Origin of the sequence: Pseudomonas fluorescens (genome assembly GCF_019212185.1) — a bacterium.
Taxonomy (GTDB): domain Bacteria; phylum Pseudomonadota; class Gammaproteobacteria; order Pseudomonadales; family Pseudomonadaceae; genus Aquipseudomonas.
The window spans coordinates 5,507,331-5,526,457 of the sequence record NZ_CP078138.1 but is presented as its reverse complement, the minus strand read 5'-3'; the positions used below and the strand labels follow the sequence as shown (position 1 = coordinate 5,526,457).

The following is a 19,127-nucleotide window of genomic DNA, read 5'->3' as shown; positions in this document are numbered from 1 at the left end:
CCCGTGGCAGTAAAGGCGGCTGATTGACCGCTCTACTGATGAGCCGTACGAAATAAGTAATCGGCAAGGCCAGTTATGCGTTTGTTGATCGAAGGACGGGTCGACTACCCCTCTATCCGCACCCAATACTTTGAGAAACGACGTACCTTGACCGGTAAAGAAATCTGCAGGTTATCCAGGACACCGTCGATATCATCCAGGCGAAACGCGCCGGAGATTCTCAGGTCTCCTACGTTATCGGCACATCCGAGATGGCCGGCACGATAGCGAGCCAGTTCGCGGGCAAAATCGACCAGGCGCCAGTCGTTGGCAACCAACAGACCTTGCGTCCAACTACTGCCTCCAGGAGGTGCCGGACGCAGGCTGCCTACTTGCGAGGCGCCGAAGGTCAGGGCCTGACCTTCCTCGACGCGCCGCGCGTGCTGTGGTGCGTCTTTGGGGCGCACCTCAACGCTATGGCTAAGTACGTCGACGGTACTGAAGCCCGAATGCAGGCGTACGTCGAAGCGGGTGCCGAGCGCGAGTATCCGCCCATGGGGTGTTTCGACTGACAGTGGGCGACTGGAGGGGCGGTCTGCAGCCGTGGTGAGAAGAATCTCGCCCTGGTTCAGAATGATCAGGCGCTCCTGGGGACCGTATGCGATATCGACGCGAGTGTCGGTGTTCAGCTCAAGACGGCTGCCATCGGACAGCGTCACCAGGCGTCGCTGCCCTGTGCGTGTGGCCAGATCCGCGCTGTAGGGAGAGCTCCGATAGCCGGCGAAAGTGGCCGCCCCTGCGCTCAACAACACCAGCAGTTTGAGGCCTTGGCGCCTTTGCACACCCAATTGGGACAGCACGGGCAGCGCCACATCCTGTGGAACTCCGCGTAGTTGATCCTGGAGTTTCTCGATTCGGGCCCATGCGCTGGCATGTCCGGGATCAGCGGCAAGCCAGGATTGCCAGGCCAGGAGCTGTTCAGGGCTGACATTCGAGTCATTGAGCGTCAAGTACCATTGCACTGCCGTTTGCAAGTGCGCCTTGGCGGGCAGTCGGGGACGCGAGCCAGTCAATCTTCCATTAGCAGAATGCATTGCAGGAGCGCCTTGCCGAGATGATTTTTAACGGTCGTCACCGAAAGGCCCAACTGCCTGCCGACCTGAACGTAGCTGAGGCCCTCGAGCTGCACCATGAGGAAGATCTGTCGCGTTCGCGCGCCCAGTCCGTCGAGCAAGGTGTCGATGGCCAGCAGCGATTCGATGATCAGATGGTAAGTTTCCGGTGAGACCTCAAGCGGCTCCGGACGTGCAGCCAGTACTTCCAGGTAAGCCCGTTCAAGGGTTTGACGACGGGCTTTATCAATCAGCAAGCCGCGGGCAATGGTTGCCAGGTAATGGCGGGGTTCGCGCAGTACGGGTAGTTGGCGCAAGGTCAGCATGCGCACGAAAGTATCCTGGGCCAGGTCCGCTGCATCAGCAGAGTTGCCGGTCCGAGTCCGCAGCCATCCTTTCAGCCAGCCATGGTGCTCGCCATACAGGTATTCGATATCCAGAGGTGGTGACGACTTGATCCCGGCATCCATGATTGATCGCTGCAAATGATAATATCTCTCATTATTATCCATGCAGTGCTTGATGACAATCGGGCAAACGAACCGGGTTGCTGCGCGTGACGGCTGGGCTGTCTTTTGACTGTAGAGGAGGAAGTGTCAAACCCCAGAAACAAGAAAGCCCGCACTAGGCGGGCTTCTTGAGGTGATTCATAGATGCTGGCATCTATGAATCGGTACTTGGTGGCTACACAGGGACTTGAACCCCGGACCCCAGCATTATGAATGCTATGCTCTAACCAACTGAGCTATGTAGCCAAGTGGTGCGCATTATCGGCATGAGACGATGATGTGTCAAGCATGAATCTAAAATATTTCTCTACACTTTCAACTGCTTACCCACAAACCTCGATAAAAACCAATTTTTGGCCCCCGCAGCCGACCAATGCCCTGTTTGGAATGATCCGATAAAGTCGTTAGCAGGCTAAGGGGATGGTCTTTGCCTAGGGAAAAATGGCACATTGTCGCACCTGCAATTGCGCCCATCCGCTGTCTGGAAACCCTCATGGCAATCAGCACCTCTCAAACTGCCGCGTCAGCGGCGCCCGCGACTCCGCAAAGTAGCCCTCTGGTCATGCGTATTATCGGTGCCGTGGCCCTGGCGCATCTGATCAATGACCTGATTCAGTCGGTACTGCCGTCTATCTACCCGATGCTCAAGGACAGCTACGGCCTGACCTTCACCCAAGTCGGCCTGATCACCTTGACCTTCCAGTTGACCGCCTCGCTGCTGCAACCCTGGGTGGGCTATTACACCGATCGTCATCCCAAACCCTATCTGTTGCCAATGGGCATGGTCTGCACCTTGGTCGGTATTCTGATGATGTCTCAGGTCGGCAGCTTTCCCTTGATTCTGCTGGCGGCGGGGTTGATCGGCATCGGTTCCTCGACCTTCCACCCGGAAGCTTCGCGCGTGGCGCGGTTGGCCTCGGGTGGGCGTTTTGGCCTCGCCCAGTCGACCTTCCAGGTGGGGGGTAACGCCGGTTCGGCCTTTGGGCCGTTGCTGGCGGCAGCGATCATCATTCCGTTTGGTCAGGGCAATGTGGCCTGGTTCGGGCTGTTCGCGGTGTTCGCTTTGCTGGTGCTGTACCGCATCAGTCGCTGGTACGCCAATCACCTCAATCTGTTCAAGCTCAAGCAAGGCCAGGCGGCGACGCACGGGCTGTCGAAGGGCCGGGTGATCAGTGCGTTGGTGGTCCTTGGCCTGCTGGTGTTCTCCAAGTATTTCTACATGGCCAGCCTGACCAGCTACTTCACCTTCTACCTGATCGAGAAGTTCGACCTGTCGGTGGCCAGCTCCCAGTTGCACCTGTTCCTGTTCCTGGGTGCGGTGGCAGCGGGGACCTTTTTCGGTGGGCCGATCGGCGACAAGATCGGGCGCAAGGCGGTGATCTGGTTCTCGATCCTCGGCGTCGCGCCGTTCACCTTGCTGCTGCCCCATGTCGACCTGTTCTGGACCACCATTCTCAGTGTGGTGATCGGCTTCATCCTCGCGTCGGCGTTCTCGGCCATTGTGGTCTACGCGCAAGAGTTGGTGCCGGGCAATGTGGGAATGATCGCCGGGGTGTTCTTCGGCCTGATGTTCGGTTTTGGCGGGATTGGTGCGGCGTTGCTGGGCTATCTGGCGGACATTCACGGCATCGAATACGTGTACTTCCTCTGCTCGTTCCTGCCATTGCTCGGGGTGCTGGCAATCTTTCTGCCACGCTCGAAAAAGGCCTGAGCCAGCACCTCTGGCGTGGCTGGTTCTTTATCTTGAAAACCCTTCGTCGATGTTGGACGAAGGGTTTCTATCTCAGTCGAAAGTTAGTCGCTCAATCGACTGTCGAACTCACTGTTGCGGCAGCTTGTCTGTTGGGCCGCAGCCTCCGATGATTTTCGAAATGGAAACCGCCGGGTGGAGCAGATAATCGTAGGAGCAGTTTTTTTGCTGGTTGTACATCTGGCCAGTACAGCCGGAAAGCACTGCAACACCAGTAGCAAGAGTGAGTGCGATCGATGCTTTGATAATGCGTTTCATGCTTGAGTCCCATGGGTTTTTATTTCGCCACCCTCATGGTGGCGATTGTATTTCACGGGAGGGCTGAGTCTTTTCCGCTCGTGCGACGCTCCCTGTCCAGCCCGGATGGGCTGGGTGAAACGCGCGAATTCTGGTGGGCGGAGGGGCTTCGTGTATGTAGTCCGTTTCCCAAAGTTTGGCTTGGCGAAGTTTTTTTATGCGGCACCCGTCTGGTGGGCTTGTGGGGCATCAGAGGATGCATTTGAAAAATGCTGGGGAGGGTGTTTGTTGCTATACGAAAAACCCCCGTATCACTGAGTGATTACGGGGGTTTTGAAGTCCATTTAGCGCCGTGGTATCCCACGGATGCCGTTAGACGTTGAAGCGGAAGTGCATCACGTCACCGTCCTTGACGATGTAGTCCTTACCTTCCAGGCGCCATTTGCCGGCTTCCTTGGCACCGGCTTCACCCTTGAACTGGATGAAGTCGTTGTAGGCGATCACTTCGGCGCGGATGAAGCCTTTTTCGAAGTCGGTGTGGATCACGCCCGCGGCTTGTGGCGCGGTGGCGCCGACGCGGACGGTCCAGGCGCGGACTTCTTCGACACCGGCGGTGAAGTAGGTCTGCAGGTGCAGCATTTCGTAGCCGGCGCGGATCACGCGGTTCAGGCCAGGCTCTTCCAGGCCCAGGGCCTCGAGGAACATGTCTTTCTCTTCGCCGTCATCGAGCTCGGCGATTTCCGCTTCGATCTTGTTGCAGACCGGAACGACCATGGCGCCTTCTTCTTCGGCGATGGCCCGGACCACGTCCAGGTGCGGGTTGTTCTCGAAGCCGTCTTCAGCGACGTTGGCGATGTACATGACTGGCTTGGTGGTCAGCAGGTGGAAGCCCTTGATCACCGCTTTCTCGTCGGCGCCCATGTTCTTCATCAGGCTGCGCGCTGGCTTGCCTTCGGTGAAGTGCGCGATCAGTTGCTCCAGCAGGCCTTTCTGGACCACTGCGTCCTTGTCGCCGCCCTTGGCGTTGCGCGCGACTTTCTGCAGTTGCTTCTCGCAGCTGTCGAGGTCGGCGAAGATCAGTTCCAGGTCGATGATTTCGATGTCGCGTTTCGGGTCGACGCTGTTGGAGACGTGAATCACGTTCTCGTCTTCGAAGCAGCGGACCACGTGGGCGATGGCATCGGTTTCACGGATGTTGGCCAGGAACTTGTTACCCAGGCCTTCACCTTTCGAGGCGCCGGCCACCAGGCCGGCGATGTCGACGAATTCCATGGTGGTCGGCAGGATGCGCTTGGGATTGACGATGGCAGCCAGGGCTTCCAGGCGTGGGTCCGGCATCGGCACGATACCGCTGTTCGGCTCGATGGTGCAGAAGGGGAAGTTCTCCGCCGCAATACCGGATTTGGTCAGGGCGTTGAACAGGGTGGACTTGCCGACGTTAGGCAGGCCGACGATGCCGCAATTGAATCCCATGGTGTTTCCCCTTGGATAAGAGTCAGGCCTTCTGGCTGTGCAGGTTTTTCATCGCGCGGTTCCATTCACCGGCGAAGATATCCGGCAGCACGCCGAGGGCAAAGTCGATGCTGGCATCGAGTTTTTCCTGTTCGGCGCGTGGCGCACGACCCAGGACAAAGTTAGAAACCATACTGGCAACGCCCGGGTGGCCAATGCCAAGCCGCAAGCGGTAGAACGTATTCTGATTGCCCAGTTGCGCGATGATGTCGCGCAACCCGTTGTGACCGCCATGCCCGCCGCCCTGTTTGAGCTTGGCAACGCCGGGAGGCAAGTCGAGTTCGTCATGCGCCACCAGTATTTCTTCCGGCTTGATCCGGAAAAATCCTGCCAGTGCCGCCACGGCTTGGCCGCTGCGGTTCATGTAGGTGGTGGGAATCAGCAGGCGAACATCCTGACCCTGATGCGAGAAGCGTCCGGTCAGGCCGAAATATTTGCGATCGGGCACAAGGTTGACACCCTGCGCTTGCGCGATGCGCTCAACAAAAAGGGCCCCTGCGTTATGCCGGGTCTGTTCGTATTCGGTGCCTGGATTTCCCAGGCCAACGATCAGTTTGATGGCAGTCACGTCAGGGGCCCTTCCTTGGAGTGGTGAGTAAGATCGCGGCAAGTGGAGGTTGCGGCGAAAGTGGACGAAAAGTGCTCATTTACCATGATGTAAACTCCGCGTTCCGCCCGCTTTCTCGCTACGTTCCAGTCCGCGATGTTACTGGGTCACTCCGGCGTACAGAGTAAAATTACTCTGCAGCGCCTTCTGCTTCTGGAGCAACACGTGGAGCGTGGACGTTGGCAACTGCCTTGTCATCGCCGTGTGCCAGAGCAACAAACTCAACGCCTTTAGGAGCCTTGAGGTCGGACAGGTGAATGATCGCGCCGACTTCGGCGTTAGCCAGGTCAACTTCGATGAACTCAGGCAGGTCCTTGGCTTCGCAGGAAACTTCGATCTCGTTCACAACGTGGGAGATCTCGCCGCCTTTCTTGATCGGAGCTTCTTCGTTGATGAAGTGAACCGGTACCTTGGCAGTCAGTTTCTGGCCAGCAACAACGCGCACGAAGTCAGCGTGCATGATGAATTGCTTGGCTGGGTGACGCTGCATCGCTTTAACGATGACGTTCTGCTTGGCGCCGTCAACGTTCAGTTCGATAACGTGGCTGTAGGCAGCTTCGTTTTCGAACAGTTTGGCGATTTCCTTGGCCAGGATGGTCACGGATTCAGCAGGCTTGTCGCCACCGTATACAACGGCAGGGATGTTCAGTGCGTGACGCAGGCGGCGGCTCGCACCTTTCCCCAGGTCAGTACGCGCTTGAGCGTTCAGAGTAAAGTCAGTCATTTTGTATCTCCAAAATAGCCATTACCGGAAGGCGTTTGCGACCAGCGCCAAACACGGTATGGGCAAAAAAGCCCCGCCCCGACAGGAATGCCGGGGCGGGGCGCTTTCATCAACGAGAGGTTCGAGAAGGGCAGGGCCCTTAGCGGAACATCGCGCTGATCGATTCTTCATTACTGATGCGGCGAACCGCCTCAGCAACTACCGGTGCGATATCCAGTTGGCGGATACGCGCACAGGCTTGTGCTGCAGCGGACAGCGGGATGGTGTTGGTCACCACCAGCTCGTCCAGCACGGAATTTTCAATGTTCTCGATCGCCCGACCCGACAGCACAGGGTGTGTGCAGTAGGCAAAGACTTTGGCAGCGCCATGCTCTTTCAAGGCTTTCGCCGCGTGACACAGGGTGCCGGCGGTGTCGACCATGTCGTCAACCAGAATGCAGGTACGCCCTTCGACATCACCGATGATATGCATCACTTCAGAGTGATTGGCTTTCTCACGGCGCTTGTCGATGATCCCGAGATCCACGCCCAGGGATTTGGCAACGGCCCGTGCACGCACGACGCCACCAATGTCCGGGGACACGATCATCAGGTTTTCGAAGCGTTGGTCTTCGATGTCATCCACCAGTACTGGGGAGCCGTAGATGTTATCTACCGGAATATCGAAGAAGCCCTGGATCTGGTCAGCATGCAAATCAACCGTGAGGACACGGTCGATGCCGACTACGGTAAGCATGTCAGCAACGACTTTCGCGCTGATAGCCACACGTGCGGAACGCGGACGGCGATCCTGACGGGCATAACCAAAGTAAGGGATCACCGCAGTGATTCGAGTCGCTGAGGAACGGCGGAAGGCATCAGCCATCACGACGAGTTCCATCAGGTTATCGTTGGTCGGAGCGCAAGTCGGCTGAATAATGAAGACGTCTTTACCGCGAACGTTTTCATTGATCTCGGCAGTAATTTCGCCGTCGGAGAACTTACCGACAGAGATGTCACCGAGAGGGATATGCAGCTGACGTACGACACGCCGAGCCAGATCGGGGTTAGCGTTCCCCGTAAAGACCATCATCTTGGACACGCGCAGTACCTGAAGGCTGAGGGTAACCTGGATGAGTATAGGAAAATGGCAGGGGCGGCTGGATTCGAACCAACGCATGGCAGGATCAAAACCTGCTGCCTTACCGCTTGGCGACGCCCCTGTATTTGTTGCAACGATTACCCAGTAATCGGTTCCTTTAGAGCAGACTTTGCAGCTTGCGATGCAACATCGAAACGTTGCTTCCTTTTGCTACAAACCCTGTAAGGGTCTCTGTAAGAAGGGCCGAGACTTTATCAGCTTCAGCTTTGCTTGGGAAGCCCCCAAACACACAACTTCCAGTTCCGGTGAGCTTTGCTTCGGTAAATTTACCTAGCAAATTCAAGGCGTTGGCTACAGCTGGGTAACGCCTTGTTACCACCGGTAAGCAGTCATTTCGACTGTTTCCCTTGGGAACGGGGCGCACTTTAATGGGCGGCGTGTTACGTGTCAACAACGGATCGGAAAAAATTTCTGCCGTACTAACAGAGACTTGCGGCACAAGCACGACGTACCACGGTTCTTCGGGGTCCACCGGGGTCAGTTTCTCGCCCACGCCTTCGGCGAACGCCGCATGGCCGCGAACGAAAACCGGGACGTCAGCGCCCAGGGTCAAACCCAGCGTCGCCAGGCGATCTTCGTCCCAGCCCAGTTGCCACAGATGATTGAGACCCAGCAGTGTGGTCGCCGCGTTCGAACTGCCGCCGCCGATGCCGCCGCCCATGGGCAAGACTTTGTCGATCCAGATGTCGACCCCCAGACCACAGGCGGCTTGTTCCTGAAGTTTTTTCGCTGCCTTGACGATCAGGTTGCTGTCGTGGGGGACGCCTTCGAATTCGGTGTGCAGGGCAATCACGCCGTCATCGCGCAGGGCGAAGGTGATTTCGTCGCCGTAGTCGAGGAATTGAAACAGTGTCTGCAACTCGTGATAACCGTCGGCACGACGGCCGAGAATGTGGAGCATCAGGTTGAGCTTGGCCGGAGAGGGCAGTGTCAGGCGGTCAGCGCTCATGTCATTGCCCCAGCTTGCGCGGTTGCCAGGTCTTGATCACCAGCGTGACGTCGAGATCACTGCCGTGCAGCTTGATCCGTTCGGGCAGCCAGTAGCCATTTTGCTCGGTGTAGGCCGTGTATTCGACTTGCCAACCGTCCTGTTCGAGGCTTGCCAGGCGACTGTTACCGTCCAGGGACAGGCGGCTTTTGCTGGCAGGCGATGGCAGTCCGCGCACCCACCAGGCGAGATTGGAGACCGGCAGTTTCCAACCCAATTGTTCCTCAAGCAGGAGTTCCGGGCTCGGCGCGTTGTAACGGCCCTGGTTGGCCACTTCAAGGGTCACATCGCCAGGGCGGCCGGTCAGGCGTGCCGCGCCGCGACCCAGCGGGCCGGACAAGCGGATGTCGTAGTAGTCCTGGCGCTGCAGCCAGAACAGCGTGCCGCTGCCTGAGTCTTTTGGCGCGCGGATGCCGATCTTGCCGTCAATCTGCCAGCCATCGAGGCCGGTCAGTTGCTCTTTGTGTTCGCGCCATTGCGCGGCGTTGCCGTGGCCCTCGACCGATTCGCGGGGGCCAAGGCCCGCACAGCCGGCGAGGAGGGCGATGAAGATGAAAGCAATGAAGTGGCGCAAAAACATGATTTTAAAGAGTCTCGGATCCGGTCAGGCGCTTAATGGTGCTGCGCAGGGTAGGGCTGTCGGGTTGGTCCTTGAGGAACTTGGCCCAGATTTGCCTGGCTTCGCGCTGTTTGCCCTTGGCCCACAGGACTTCGCCCAGGTGCGCGGCGATTTCCTGGTCAGGGAAGCGCTCGAGGGCCTGGCGCAGGTAGCGCTCGGCGTCATCGAGGTTGCCCAGGCGAAAATTGACCCAACCGAGGCTGTCGAGTACGGCTGGGTCTTCCGGGCTCAACTGGTGCGCCTGCTCGATCAGGGTTTTGGCTTCGGCGTAGCGCGTGGTGCGGTCGGACAGGGTGTAGCCCAGGGCATTGAGGGCCATGGCGTTGTCCGGGTCGCGCTTGATGATTTGCCGCAGGTCGGTCTCCATTTGCGCCAGATCGTTGCGTTTTTCCGCCTGCATCGCGCGGGTGTACAGCAGGTTCAGGTCGTCGGGGTACTGCTTCAAGGCTTTGTCGAGGACGGACCAGGCGCGATCGGGCTGTTTGTTGGCGGCCAGGGTTTCGGCTTCGATCAGGTATAGCTGGATCGCGTAGTCCGGTTGTTCGTCACGTTCCTTGGCCAGGCGGCTCTGGGCTTCGGCGGTGCGGCCATTCTGCATGAGGATATCGGCCTGGCGCAGTTGCGCCGGCAAGTAGTCGGTGCCTGGCGTGACCTGGGCATATTCGATCAGCGCCCCTTGTGGATCGTTGCGCTCTTCGGCGATACGGCCCAGGTTCAGGTGAGCGGAGTCGACGTGGCTGTCGCGGGCGACCAGATCTTCCAGATAGCCCTTGGCCTCGTCCCAGGCCTTGGCTTCCAGGCAGACCAGCGCCAGGGAATAGCGCAGTTCATCGTCTTCCGGATACTGCTGCAACAGGCTGGAGAACTCGGCCTTGGCGTCGTCCATGCGGTCCTGCTCGACCAACAGGCGGGCATAGGTCAGGCGCAGGCGCTTGTCATCCGGATATTTGCGGATGCTTTTCTGCAGCAGCGGCAGCGATTCGTCGCCGCGATTGAGACTCTGCAGCAGGCGTGCGCGCAGCAGGATCGGCGCCACCTCACCGTCTTCCGGCGGGTTTTTCTCCAGCAGGGTCAAGGCGCCCTGGGAGTCACCGTCCTGTTGCAACAGCAAGGCCTTGCCGAAAATCAGCTGACCGTTGTTCGGATGACGCTGCAACAGGCGATCAAAGCTCTTCATCAAACCGTTGCGGGTGTCCTGGTCGGTGTCGGCGGCGGACAGGGCGAGGAAGTCGAAATGGGTGTCGCCCTTGCCTTGCAGGACTTTTTCCATATAGACCATGGAATCGTCGTAGCGCCCGCTGCGCGCCAACTGGATAGCGGCGGCACGTTGCGCTTCAAGGTCGTCGGGGGCGTTTCTGGCCCAGATCAATGCGCTATCGAGTGCCGCCTGGTCGGCGCCCAGGTATTCGGCGATGCGAAACGCCCGCTCGGAAATGCCCGGGTCCTGGGTATTGATGGCCTGGGTCACATAGTTGTCCAGCGCAATGTCGTAGCGGTTGCGCTGGCCGGCCAGCTCCGCACTCAGCAGGCTGAACACCGTGTCTTCGCTGAAAGAGCTGTAGACCTTGGGTTTTTCAGGGGCTGGCGTGCTGCCGGCGACCGGCGGGGTACCGTCCGTCGAGTCGGGTGCCATGGCCTGGCAGCCGCTGAGGAAGACAACAGCGAGGAACAACGCGAAAGATCTATTCATAGGGGAAGAGGACGACTTACCTGCGGTCGGATCATCATGACACAAGCCTTCGGTCAAACATAACCGGGGCACTCTTTATCTCTTTACGGCCTTTTCACGGGCTGTCTATAGGGACAATAGACAACGGTGGTTGTTCTGAGTCTGGCGAAGTAGGACAATTGTCGGCTTCTCGACATCATCAGCGATCTTGAATGGCCTTCCTTGCACTCGGTATTAACCACAAGACTGCTTCCGTAGACGTCCGCGAACGCGTGGCCTTTACTCCGGAACAGCTGGTTGAGGCCTTGCAGCAGCTCTGCCGACTCACCGACAGCCGCGAAGCTGCGATCCTCTCCACCTGCAATCGCAGCGAACTCTATATAGAACAGGATCAGCTGAGTGCCGATACCGTGCTGCGCTGGTTGGCCGATTATCATCATTTAAGCCTCGATGAGCTGCGCGCGAGTGCTTATGTGCATGAAGATGATGCGGCAGTTCGTCACATGATGCGCGTCGCCTCCGGGCTCGACTCGCTGGTGTTGGGCGAACCGCAGATTCTCGGTCAGATGAAATCGGCCTATGCTGTGGCGCGCGAGGCCGGCACCGTGGGGCCGTTGCTCGGGCGCTTGTTCCAGGCAACCTTTAATGCCGCCAAGCAGGTGCGCACCGACACCGCCATTGGTGAGAACCCGGTGTCCGTGGCATTTGCCGCTGTAAGCCTGGCCAAGCAGATCTTCAGCGATTTGCAGCGCAGCCAGGCGTTGTTGATCGGTGCCGGTGAAACCATCACCCTGGTTGCCCGGCATCTGCACGAACTGGGGGTCAAGCGCATCGTCGTCGCCAACCGTACCCTGGAGCGCGCCAGCCTGCTGGCTGAACAGTTCGGCGCCCATGCCGTGTTGCTCTCGGATATCCCGGCAGAGCTTGTGCGCAGTGACATCGTGATCAGCTCCACCGCCAGCCAGTTGCCGATCCTGGGCAAGGGCGCGGTGGAAAGCGCCTTGAAACTGCGCAAGCACAAGCCGATCTTCATGGTCGACATCGCCGTGCCACGGGATATCGAGCCGGAAGTCGGCGAATTGGATGACGTCTACCTTTATAGCGTCGACGATCTCCACGAAGTGGTCGCGGAAAACCTCAAGAGTCGCCAGGGAGCTGCCCAGGCGGCGGAGGAAATGGTGTCGGTCGGCGCTGATGATTTCATGGTGCGCCTGCGTGAACTGGCAGCGGTCGACGTGCTCAAGGCCTATCGTCAGCAAAGCGAACGCTTGCGCGATGAAGAATTACAGAAGGCCCAGCGCCTGCTCGCCAATGGCGGCAGCGCCGAAGAAGTGCTGGTGCAACTGGCCAGGGGCCTGACCAACAAACTGCTGCACGCCCCCAGTGTGCAACTGAAAAAGCTTACCGCCGAAGGCCGCCTCGATGCGCTGGCCATGGCACAGGAACTCTTTGCCCTCGGTGAGGGGGCGTCGGATAGCTCTTCGGATAAAAAACCGCAATGAAAGCGTCACTGCTCAATAAACTGGATGTCCTCCAGGATCGTTTCGAGGAACTGACCGCCTTGCTCGGCGATGGCGAAGTCATTTCCGATCAGACCAAATTTCGCGCTTATTCCAAGGAATACGCCGAACTTGAGCCGGTCGTACACGCTTATAAGAAGCTGCTCGGCGTACAAAGCGATCTTGAAGGCGCGCAAGCGCTGCTCAAGGACAACGACCCGGACATGCGTGAAATGGCTGTGGAAGAAGTCCGCGATGCCAAAGAATTGCTGGTGACCCTGGAAGCCGATCTGCAACGCATGCTGCTGCCCAAGGATCCCAACGATAGCCGCAACGTCTTCCTCGAAATCCGTGCCGGCACCGGTGGCGACGAGGCGGCGATTTTCTCCGGCGACCTGTTCCGCATGTACTCGCGTTACGCCGAACGGCGTGGCTGGCGTGTGGAAATTCTTTCGGAAAACGAAGGCGAACACGGTGGCTATAAAGAGGTCATCGCCCGCATTGAGGGCGACAACGTTTACGGCAAGCTGAAATTTGAATCTGGCGCGCACCGCGTACAGCGTGTACCCGCGACGGAGTCCCAGGGCCGCATTCACACTTCGGCCTGCACCGTGGCGGTGCTGCCTGAGCCGGATGAGCGAGAAGCGATCGAGATCAACCCGGCGGATTTGCGCGTCGACACTTACCGCTCCTCTGGGGCGGGTGGTCAGCACGTCAACACAACCGACTCGGCGATCCGCATCACGCACTTGCCGACCGGCACCGTCGTCGAGTGCCAGGAAGAACGCTCCCAGCACAAGAACCGAGCACGGGCGATGGCCTGGCTGGTGGCCAAACTCAACGATCAGCAAACCGCAGCGGCGGCGAATGCCATCGCCAGCGAGCGCAAATTGCTGGTGGGTTCGGGTGATCGCTCCGAGCGGATCCGCACCTATAACTATGCCCAGGGTCGGGTCACCGACCACCGGGTCAACCTGACGCTGTATTCCCTCGACGAGATTCTCGCCGGCGGCGTCGAGGCCGTGATCGAGCCGTTGCTGGCCGAGTATCAGGCCGACCAACTGGCGGCGATAGGTGAGTAAATGACCATCATTGCCAGTTTGTTGCGCGCCGCCGACCTGCCTGACTCGCCGACGGCACGCCTTGATGCCGAGTTGCTGCTGGCCGCCGCCCTGGGCAAATCCCGCAGCTTCCTGCACACCTGGCCGGAACGCATTGTACCCAGCGAAGCCGCGCTGACCTTTGCCGACTACCTGCAGCGCCGTCGCAGCGGCGAGCCGGTCGCCTATATCCTCGGCCAGCAGGGTTTCTGGAAGCTCGACCTGGAAGTTGCCCCGCACACCTTGATTCCGCGTCCGGACACCGAGTTGCTGGTGGAAACCGCACTGGAACTGTTGCCGGCCACGCCCGCCCGGGTGCTTGATCTGGGTACTGGCAGCGGGGCCATTGCTTTGGCCTTGGCCAGCGAGCGTCCGGCGTGGCAGGTGACGGCAGTGGATCGTGTGTTGGAGGCCGTGGCCTTGGCCGAGCGCAATCGCCAGCGCCTGCATCTGCTCAACGTCACGGTGCTCAGCAGTCACTGGTTCGACTCGCTGAAGGACCATCGCTACAGCCTGATCATCAGTAATCCGCCATACATTGCCGCCGCCGATCCACATCTGGTCGCCGGTGACGTACGGTTTGAACCGGCCAGCGCACTGGTGGCCGGCGTCGATGGCCTGGACGATCTGCGCCTGATCATTGCCCAGGCACCGCAACACCTGGAATCGGGGGGCTGGTTGATGCTCGAACACGGTTACGATCAGGCCGAGGCAGTGCGCGGTTTGCTGCTGAGCCAAGGTTTTGACGAGGTACATAGCCGCAAGGACCTCGGCGGTCATCAGCGAATCAGCCTGGGGCGCCTGCCGTGCTGAACGATCAGGAGCTGTTGCGCTACAGCCGGCAGATCCTGTTGCAGCACGTCGACATCGACGGCCAGTTGCGACTCAAACAAAGCCGCGCGCTGATCATCGGTCTCGGTGGCCTTGGCGCACCGGTGGCGTTGTACCTGGCGGCGGCCGGAGTCGGCCAGTTGCACCTGGCGGACTTCGACACGGTCGACCTGACCAACCTGCAACGACAGATCATCCACGACACCGACAGCGTCGGTATGAGCAAGGTCGACTCGGCGATCCGCCGCCTGAGCGCGATCAATCCCGAGATCGAACTGTTCGCCCACCGCACCGCGCTGGATGAGGACTCGCTGGCGGCCGCAGTGGCGGCCGTCGACTTGGTGCTCGACTGTTCCGATAATTTCTCTACCCGTGAAGCGGTGAACGCAGCCTGTGTCGCGGCGCGCAAGCCATTGGTCAGCGGTGCGGCGATTCGCCTTGAAGGGCAATTGTCGGTGTTCGACCCGCGCCGCGCCGAGAGCCCGTGTTATCACTGCCTGTACGGACACGGCAGCGAAGCCGAACTGACCTGCAGTGAAGCCGGCGTGGTCGGCCCGCTGGTGGGTTTGGTCGGCAGTCTGCAGGCGTTGGAAGCGCTGAAGTTGCTGGCCGGTTTCGGCGAGCCGCTGGTGGGCCGCTTGTTGTTGATCGACGCGCTGGGCACGCGCTTTCGTGAGTTGCGGGTCAAGCGTGATCCGGGTTGCAGTGTCTGCGGTACGCCCCATGCGTGAGGCGCCGGTTGGAGTATTCGACTCCGGTGTCGGCGGGCTCTCGGTGCTGGCGGAGATCCAGCGCCTGCTGCCGAATGAGTCGCTGCTGTATCTCGGCGATTGCGGGCACATTCCCTATGGCGAGAAAACCCCGGAGTTTATTCGCCAGCGCTGCAGCGTGATGGCGAAATTCTTCCGCGAACAGGGCGCCAAGGCCCTGGTGGTGGCCTGTAACACAGCGACTGTGGCCGGCGTCGCGGATGTGCGGCGTGACTATCCAGAGTGGCCCATCGTTGGTATGGAGCCGGCGGTCAAACCCGCTGCTGCGGCCACCCGCAGCGGTGTGGTCGGAGTGCTTGCCACCACCGGGACCCTGCAAAGCGCCAAGTTCGCCGCCTTGCTCGATCGTTTTGCCACCGATGTGCGGGTGGTCACCCAGCCGTGCCCGGGCCTGGTGGAGATGATCGAGGCCGGCGACCTGCACAGTCCGGCCTTGCGCCAATTACTGGGGCATTACCTGGAGCCGTTACTGGCGGCCGGTTGTGACACGATCATCCTTGGCTGTACCCACTATCCTTTCCTCAAGCACCTGCTGCTGCAGATGCTCCCCGCCGAAATCAGCCTGATCGACACCGGTGCCGCCGTTGCCCGGCAACTGCAACGCCTGCTCGCCGAGCGTGAGTTACTGGCGGATGGGCCGGCAGCTGCCACTCGATTCTGGACCAGTGGCAACCAGCAACACTTCATAAATATCTTGCCGTTACTCTGGAATAACCCCGGCGTTGTGCAAAGCTTCAGCCTGTAGGACGAACTCAACAAGCAGGGAAATTCGGCTGAACTTTCGCGCGGGGGCGAGATTCTATTGCTGCGTCTGTTGAACAAAAACTCTAAAAGTCGTTCGCAAAAAAGGATGTTTCCTATGAGGCAAGTGTTCTGTCTGGCTGCGCTTGCGGCCGCGTTGTTGGGGAATAGTTTCAGCGTCCAGGCAGCGGGCGTGGAGTTCGGGGTAGGTCAGACGAGTGATTCGACCATGACCTATCGCCTGGGGATGCAATCCGATTGGGACAAGAGCTGGTGGCAAACCGATGTCGGGCGCCTGACTGGCTACTGGAGCGGGGCGTACACGTTCTGGGATGGTGACAAAGAGGCGAGCAACCACAGCCTGTCATTCTCGCCGGTGCTGGTCTACGAATTCGCCGGCGATAGCGTCAAACCTTACGTCGAAGCCGGGATCGGCGTTGCGCTCTTCGCGCATACTCAAGTCGAGGACAACAAACTCGGCTCGGCCTTCCAGTTCGAGGACCGCTTCGGGTTCGGCCTGCGCTTTGCCGGGGGGCACGAAGTCGGGATACGCGCCACGCATTACTCCAACGCGGGGATCAGCAATCCGAACGACGGTGTCGAGAGCTACGCCCTGCATTACACGATGCCGCTGTAGGCCTGACTATTTATACGCCGTGGCGATGCCCCGGCGTTCTTCCAGGCACTCAGGTGCGCCCATCTCGAACTCGCGGCAAATCAGCGGACGCTGTTCGTAGATCGTGCACAGCATGGTGTCGCGATCCAGCGCCGCGCACCAGCCGTCATCCAGACGCAGCATGACTTCGCCGCCCCAATCGTCGGTATCGATATAACGTTCAGGCACACCGGTGTCGGTAATCAGCATCACTTCAAGCTGGCAGCAGCAGGCCGCACAGGTCGAGCAGGTGACGGCGGGGTCGACGACTTCGGTAAGGGGAATGGTGTTCATGGGCGCCAGTCTACGGCAGTGGGCGCGCACCGTGTGAACGCCCTGACGGACGCTCGATCGTCAGGCAGGCTGGCAAGACTGCCTGTGGCTGATGTTCACGGCTGCTCGTCTATGGGCGGCAAGTGGGAGTCCCCGGGTTTGCTGATGACCAGCTCTACGCCTTCGCGGCCTCCCGACAATGGCCAGAGTGCAGGCATGGATAGGGGCGGCAGAGTGATCTGCAGTGGGCGCTGTTTGAGCTCTTCGACGATGTGACAGGCTGTCGCCTCTGCAGATAGGCTCAGTGGCACTGGGTCGGCCCGGTTGTCGGCTACCAGGCTGTCGGCGGTGCCGGGGCTGGCGAGGGTCACTTCAATGCCTTCGGGAGCCAGGTCAATTCGTACGGATTCGAACAGATGGCGCAGGCCGGCTATTGCACTGCCTTTGGCATCGGAGCGTGGCAGTGGCATCTGCGTCAATGGGCTGGCGATACCGACCAGATGCGGTGCGGTACCGGCTCGCAGTAGCGGCAGGGCGGCGTCAATGCAGAAACTGCTGGCGAGTAGATTGGTGCGTACCACATGTTCACTGAACGATGGATCGAACTGCTTGGCTTCGACGTACTCGCAAGTGCCCGCATTCAGTATGACCGTGTCCAGCGAGCCCCAATCGTCCATGATCTGTTCAGCGATCTCGCGCACGGTCTGACTGTTGGTCAGGTCGCCGGGCAGCACCAGCACCTGGCCCGGGTAGTTCTGGGCGAGGGCTTTGAGTGGCGTCGCGGTGCGTGCGCTGAGGGCTAGATGCACGCCAGCTTTGAGTAACTGCTCGGCCAAGGCTGCGCCCAAGCCATTGCCGGCGCCTGTTAGCCAATACCGACGGGGTCTGGTCAGACTCATACTGCACTCCTGGTCTGGCTGATTGTCCATCCTGAAACGTCAGGGGTAATGTGCTGCGCGAGGTTAGTCATACACACCTGCGGCATCCATTCGGGTTGGCAGGTTTTTGAATGCGGCCAGGGCGCGCTCGCGTGATTGTCCGAGGTTGACGATCGGCAAGGGATAATCCGCCACGCCAAACAACCCGCCCATATTGGCCGGGTTGTGGATATCTTTTTTGTTCAAGCCCGCCAGCTCTGGTAACCAGTGCTTGATGAACAGGCCTTCGCTGTCGAATTTTTCCGATTGGCTCAGCGGGTTGAAAATGCGGAAGTAGGGCGCCGAGTCGGTGCCGGTTGAGGAACTCCATTGCCAGCCGCCGTTGTTGGCGGCCAGGTCGCCATCGATCAGGTGACGCATGAAGAAACGCTCACCTTCGCGCCAATCGATCAGCAGGTTCTTGGTCAGGAACATGGCCACCACCATCCGCAACCGGTTATGCATCCAGCCGGTTTCCAGCAGTTGGCGCATCGCCGCGTCGATGATCGGCAAACCGGTGCGCGCTTCTTTCCAGGCAGCCAGATCTTCAGGGGCGTGACGCCAGGCCAGGGCTTCGGTTTCCGGGCGAAATGCGCGATGTCGGGAGACGCGTGGGTAACCGACCAGGATATGTTTATAGAACTCTCGCCAGAGCAGTTCATTTATCCAAGTCACGACGCCGACGCTCCCGCTCTCGAACTCACCCTGATTGCTTTGCAGAGCGGCGTGCAAACATTGACGGGGTGAGAGGATGCCGGCAGCCAGGTAGGTCGACAGCTGGCTGGTGCCGGGCTTGGCCGGCAAGTCGCGCTCGTCCTTGTAGTAATCGATCTGAGCGTCAGTGAATTCGTTCAGGCGGCGCTGTGCTTCTGCTTCGCCTGCCGGCCACAAGGCGCGCAAGTGCGCGCTCGGCGTTGGGAAGTCATCGAGTTGTTCAGGAATCGAGTCGGAGTCGATGCCTGTTGGGGCCTGGGTTTTTGGCGGTGCGACCAACTGCGGCAGGCTGCCATGCAGGCGCGAATAGCAGACTTTGCGGAACTGGCTGAATACCTGGAAATAGGTCCCGGTCCGGGTCAGCACACTACCCGGCTGGAACAACAGTTGATCGAGATAGTTGTGCCAGGCGATGCCGGCGGTCTCCAGTGCCTGGCGCACGGCGGCGTCGCGACGGGTTTCGTGCACGCCGTACTCATCATTGGCATGCACCGCCTCGACCCCAAGCTCATCACACAAACCGGCCAGAACCCGGGGAGCGTCGTCCCAGTGCGAGGCCTCGCGGATCAGCAGCGGGATATTCAATCTGGCCAGGGTCTGGCTCAGATCGCGCAGATTGCGCAGCCAGAAATCCACCTTGCACGGTGCATCGTCGTGGGCCAGCCATTGTGCAGGGCTTAACAAATAGACCGCGACACAAGGACCACGGACCGCCGCGGCACTCAAGGCGGTGTTGTCATGCACGCGCAGGTCGCTGCGCAGCCAGATCAGTTGCAAGCT

Annotated in this window: 20 protein-coding genes and 2 tRNA genes; 7 read left to right on the top strand and 15 right to left on the bottom strand. The window is 59.6% G+C overall.

The window, feature by feature from the left end; translation table 11 throughout:
- Window positions 1–104 precede the first annotated feature (104 nt).
- The 3 genes from KW062_RS24825 to KW062_RS24815 all read right to left on the bottom strand — a co-directional run bounded on the left by KW062_RS24825 (window position 105) and on the right by KW062_RS24815 (window position 1,846).
- A complete protein-coding gene (locus KW062_RS24825) occupies window positions 105–1,073 on the bottom strand; it encodes a FecR domain-containing protein (protein ID WP_051550554.1) in 969 nt (322 codons plus the stop codon).
- Window positions 1,049–1,561: a sigma-70 family RNA polymerase sigma factor gene (locus tag KW062_RS24820; protein ID WP_051550555.1), complete on the bottom strand. Its 513-nt coding sequence runs from the start codon at window positions 1,559–1,561 to the stop codon at window positions 1,049–1,051. Before KW062_RS24820 ends, KW062_RS24825 begins: the two co-directional genes overlap by 25 nt.
- 208 nt (window positions 1,562–1,769) lie before the next feature.
- Window positions 1,770–1,846, bottom strand: a tRNA-Met gene (locus KW062_RS24815).
- A 247-nt stretch (window positions 1,847–2,093) separates the two neighbouring features.
- Here KW062_RS24815 and KW062_RS24810 point away from each other — a divergent pair.
- Complete coding sequence (locus KW062_RS24810) at window positions 2,094–3,311, top strand: MFS transporter (protein WP_027619481.1); 1,218 nt, start codon at window positions 2,094–2,096, stop codon at window positions 3,309–3,311.
- Window positions 3,312–3,419: 108 nt separating this feature from the next.
- Here KW062_RS24810 and KW062_RS24805 read toward each other — a convergent pair whose 3' ends face one another.
- From KW062_RS24805 to KW062_RS24765, 9 genes are all read right to left on the bottom strand, one after another.
- Complete coding sequence (locus KW062_RS24805; RefSeq protein WP_027619482.1) at window positions 3,420–3,608, bottom strand: YhfL family protein; 189 nt, start codon at window positions 3,606–3,608, stop codon at window positions 3,420–3,422.
- Between the two features lie 351 nt (window positions 3,609–3,959).
- Complete coding sequence (ychF, locus tag KW062_RS24800) at window positions 3,960–5,060, bottom strand: redox-regulated ATPase YchF (RefSeq protein WP_027619483.1); 1,101 nt, start codon at window positions 5,058–5,060, stop codon at window positions 3,960–3,962.
- 22 nt (window positions 5,061–5,082) lie between these two features.
- On the bottom strand, window positions 5,083–5,667 hold the full coding sequence (gene pth / locus KW062_RS24795; protein WP_027619484.1) for an aminoacyl-tRNA hydrolase: 585 nt from the start codon (window positions 5,665–5,667) through the stop codon (window positions 5,083–5,085).
- Between the two features lie 169 nt (window positions 5,668–5,836).
- Complete coding sequence (locus tag KW062_RS24790) at window positions 5,837–6,430, bottom strand: 50S ribosomal protein L25/general stress protein Ctc (protein ID WP_027619485.1); 594 nt, start codon at window positions 6,428–6,430, stop codon at window positions 5,837–5,839.
- A 139-nt stretch (window positions 6,431–6,569) separates the two neighbouring features.
- Window positions 6,570–7,511: a ribose-phosphate pyrophosphokinase gene (locus tag KW062_RS24785; RefSeq protein WP_003171603.1), complete on the bottom strand. Its 942-nt coding sequence runs from the start codon at window positions 7,509–7,511 to the stop codon at window positions 6,570–6,572.
- A gap of 46 nt (window positions 7,512–7,557) precedes the next feature.
- Window positions 7,558–7,632, bottom strand: a tRNA-Gln gene (locus KW062_RS24780).
- Between the two features lie 36 nt (window positions 7,633–7,668).
- Entirely contained in the window at window positions 7,669–8,520 is an 852-nt protein-coding gene (gene ispE / locus KW062_RS24775; protein ID WP_105754811.1) for a 4-(cytidine 5'-diphospho)-2-C-methyl-D-erythritol kinase, read from the bottom strand.
- A 1-nt stretch (window position 8,521) separates the two neighbouring features.
- Complete coding sequence (lolB, locus tag KW062_RS24770; protein WP_027619487.1) at window positions 8,522–9,139, bottom strand: lipoprotein insertase outer membrane protein LolB; 618 nt, start codon at window positions 9,137–9,139, stop codon at window positions 8,522–8,524.
- 4 nt (window positions 9,140–9,143) lie between these two features.
- Entirely contained in the window at window positions 9,144–10,868 is a 1,725-nt protein-coding gene (locus KW062_RS24765) for a tetratricopeptide repeat protein (protein WP_105754810.1), read from the bottom strand.
- A gap of 191 nt (window positions 10,869–11,059) precedes the next feature.
- Between KW062_RS24765 and hemA the strand changes: the two genes are divergently transcribed.
- From hemA to KW062_RS24735, 6 genes are all read left to right on the top strand, one after another.
- A complete protein-coding gene (gene hemA / locus KW062_RS24760) occupies window positions 11,060–12,349 on the top strand; it encodes a glutamyl-tRNA reductase (protein WP_027619489.1) in 1,290 nt (429 codons plus the stop codon).
- Window positions 12,346–13,428 (top strand): peptide chain release factor 1, encoded by a 1,083-nt coding sequence (gene prfA, locus KW062_RS24755; protein WP_105754809.1) that lies wholly within the window; start codon window positions 12,346–12,348, stop codon window positions 13,426–13,428. Before hemA ends, prfA begins: the two co-directional genes overlap by 4 nt.
- A complete protein-coding gene (gene prmC / locus KW062_RS24750; RefSeq protein WP_027619491.1) occupies window positions 13,429–14,259 on the top strand; it encodes a peptide chain release factor N(5)-glutamine methyltransferase in 831 nt (276 codons plus the stop codon).
- The gene (locus KW062_RS24745; protein ID WP_105754808.1) at window positions 14,253–15,008 is read left to right on the top strand and encodes a molybdopterin-synthase adenylyltransferase MoeB; all 756 of its coding nucleotides are present in this window, start codon (window positions 14,253–14,255) and stop codon (window positions 15,006–15,008) included. Before prmC ends, KW062_RS24745 begins: the two co-directional genes overlap by 7 nt.
- Complete coding sequence (gene murI, locus KW062_RS24740) at window positions 15,001–15,792, top strand: glutamate racemase (protein WP_105754807.1); 792 nt, start codon at window positions 15,001–15,003, stop codon at window positions 15,790–15,792. The genes KW062_RS24745 and murI overlap by 8 nt, the downstream gene beginning before the upstream one ends.
- Window positions 15,793–15,906: 114 nt before the next feature.
- Window positions 15,907–16,425 carry an acyloxyacyl hydrolase gene (locus KW062_RS24735; RefSeq protein ID WP_027619494.1) on the top strand — a complete coding sequence of 173 codons (519 nt, stop codon included), beginning with the start codon at window positions 15,907–15,909 and terminating at the stop codon, window positions 16,423–16,425.
- A gap of 6 nt (window positions 16,426–16,431) precedes the next feature.
- Here the strand turns inward: KW062_RS24735 and KW062_RS24730 are convergent, their stop codons facing one another.
- The 3 genes from KW062_RS24730 to phrB form a co-directional block, all read right to left on the bottom strand.
- Window positions 16,432–16,737, bottom strand: a complete 306-nt coding sequence (locus tag KW062_RS24730; protein ID WP_027619495.1) for a YkgJ family cysteine cluster protein — start codon at window positions 16,735–16,737, stop codon at window positions 16,432–16,434.
- 95 nt (window positions 16,738–16,832) lie between these two features.
- Entirely contained in the window at window positions 16,833–17,615 is a 783-nt protein-coding gene (locus tag KW062_RS24725) for an SDR family NAD(P)-dependent oxidoreductase (RefSeq protein ID WP_105754806.1), read from the bottom strand.
- Window positions 17,616–17,678: 63 nt separating this feature from the next.
- On the bottom strand, window positions 17,679–19,124 hold the full coding sequence (gene phrB / locus KW062_RS24720; RefSeq protein ID WP_027619497.1) for a deoxyribodipyrimidine photo-lyase: 1,446 nt from the start codon (window positions 19,122–19,124) through the stop codon (window positions 17,679–17,681).
- Window positions 19,125–19,127: the final 3 nt, after the last annotated feature.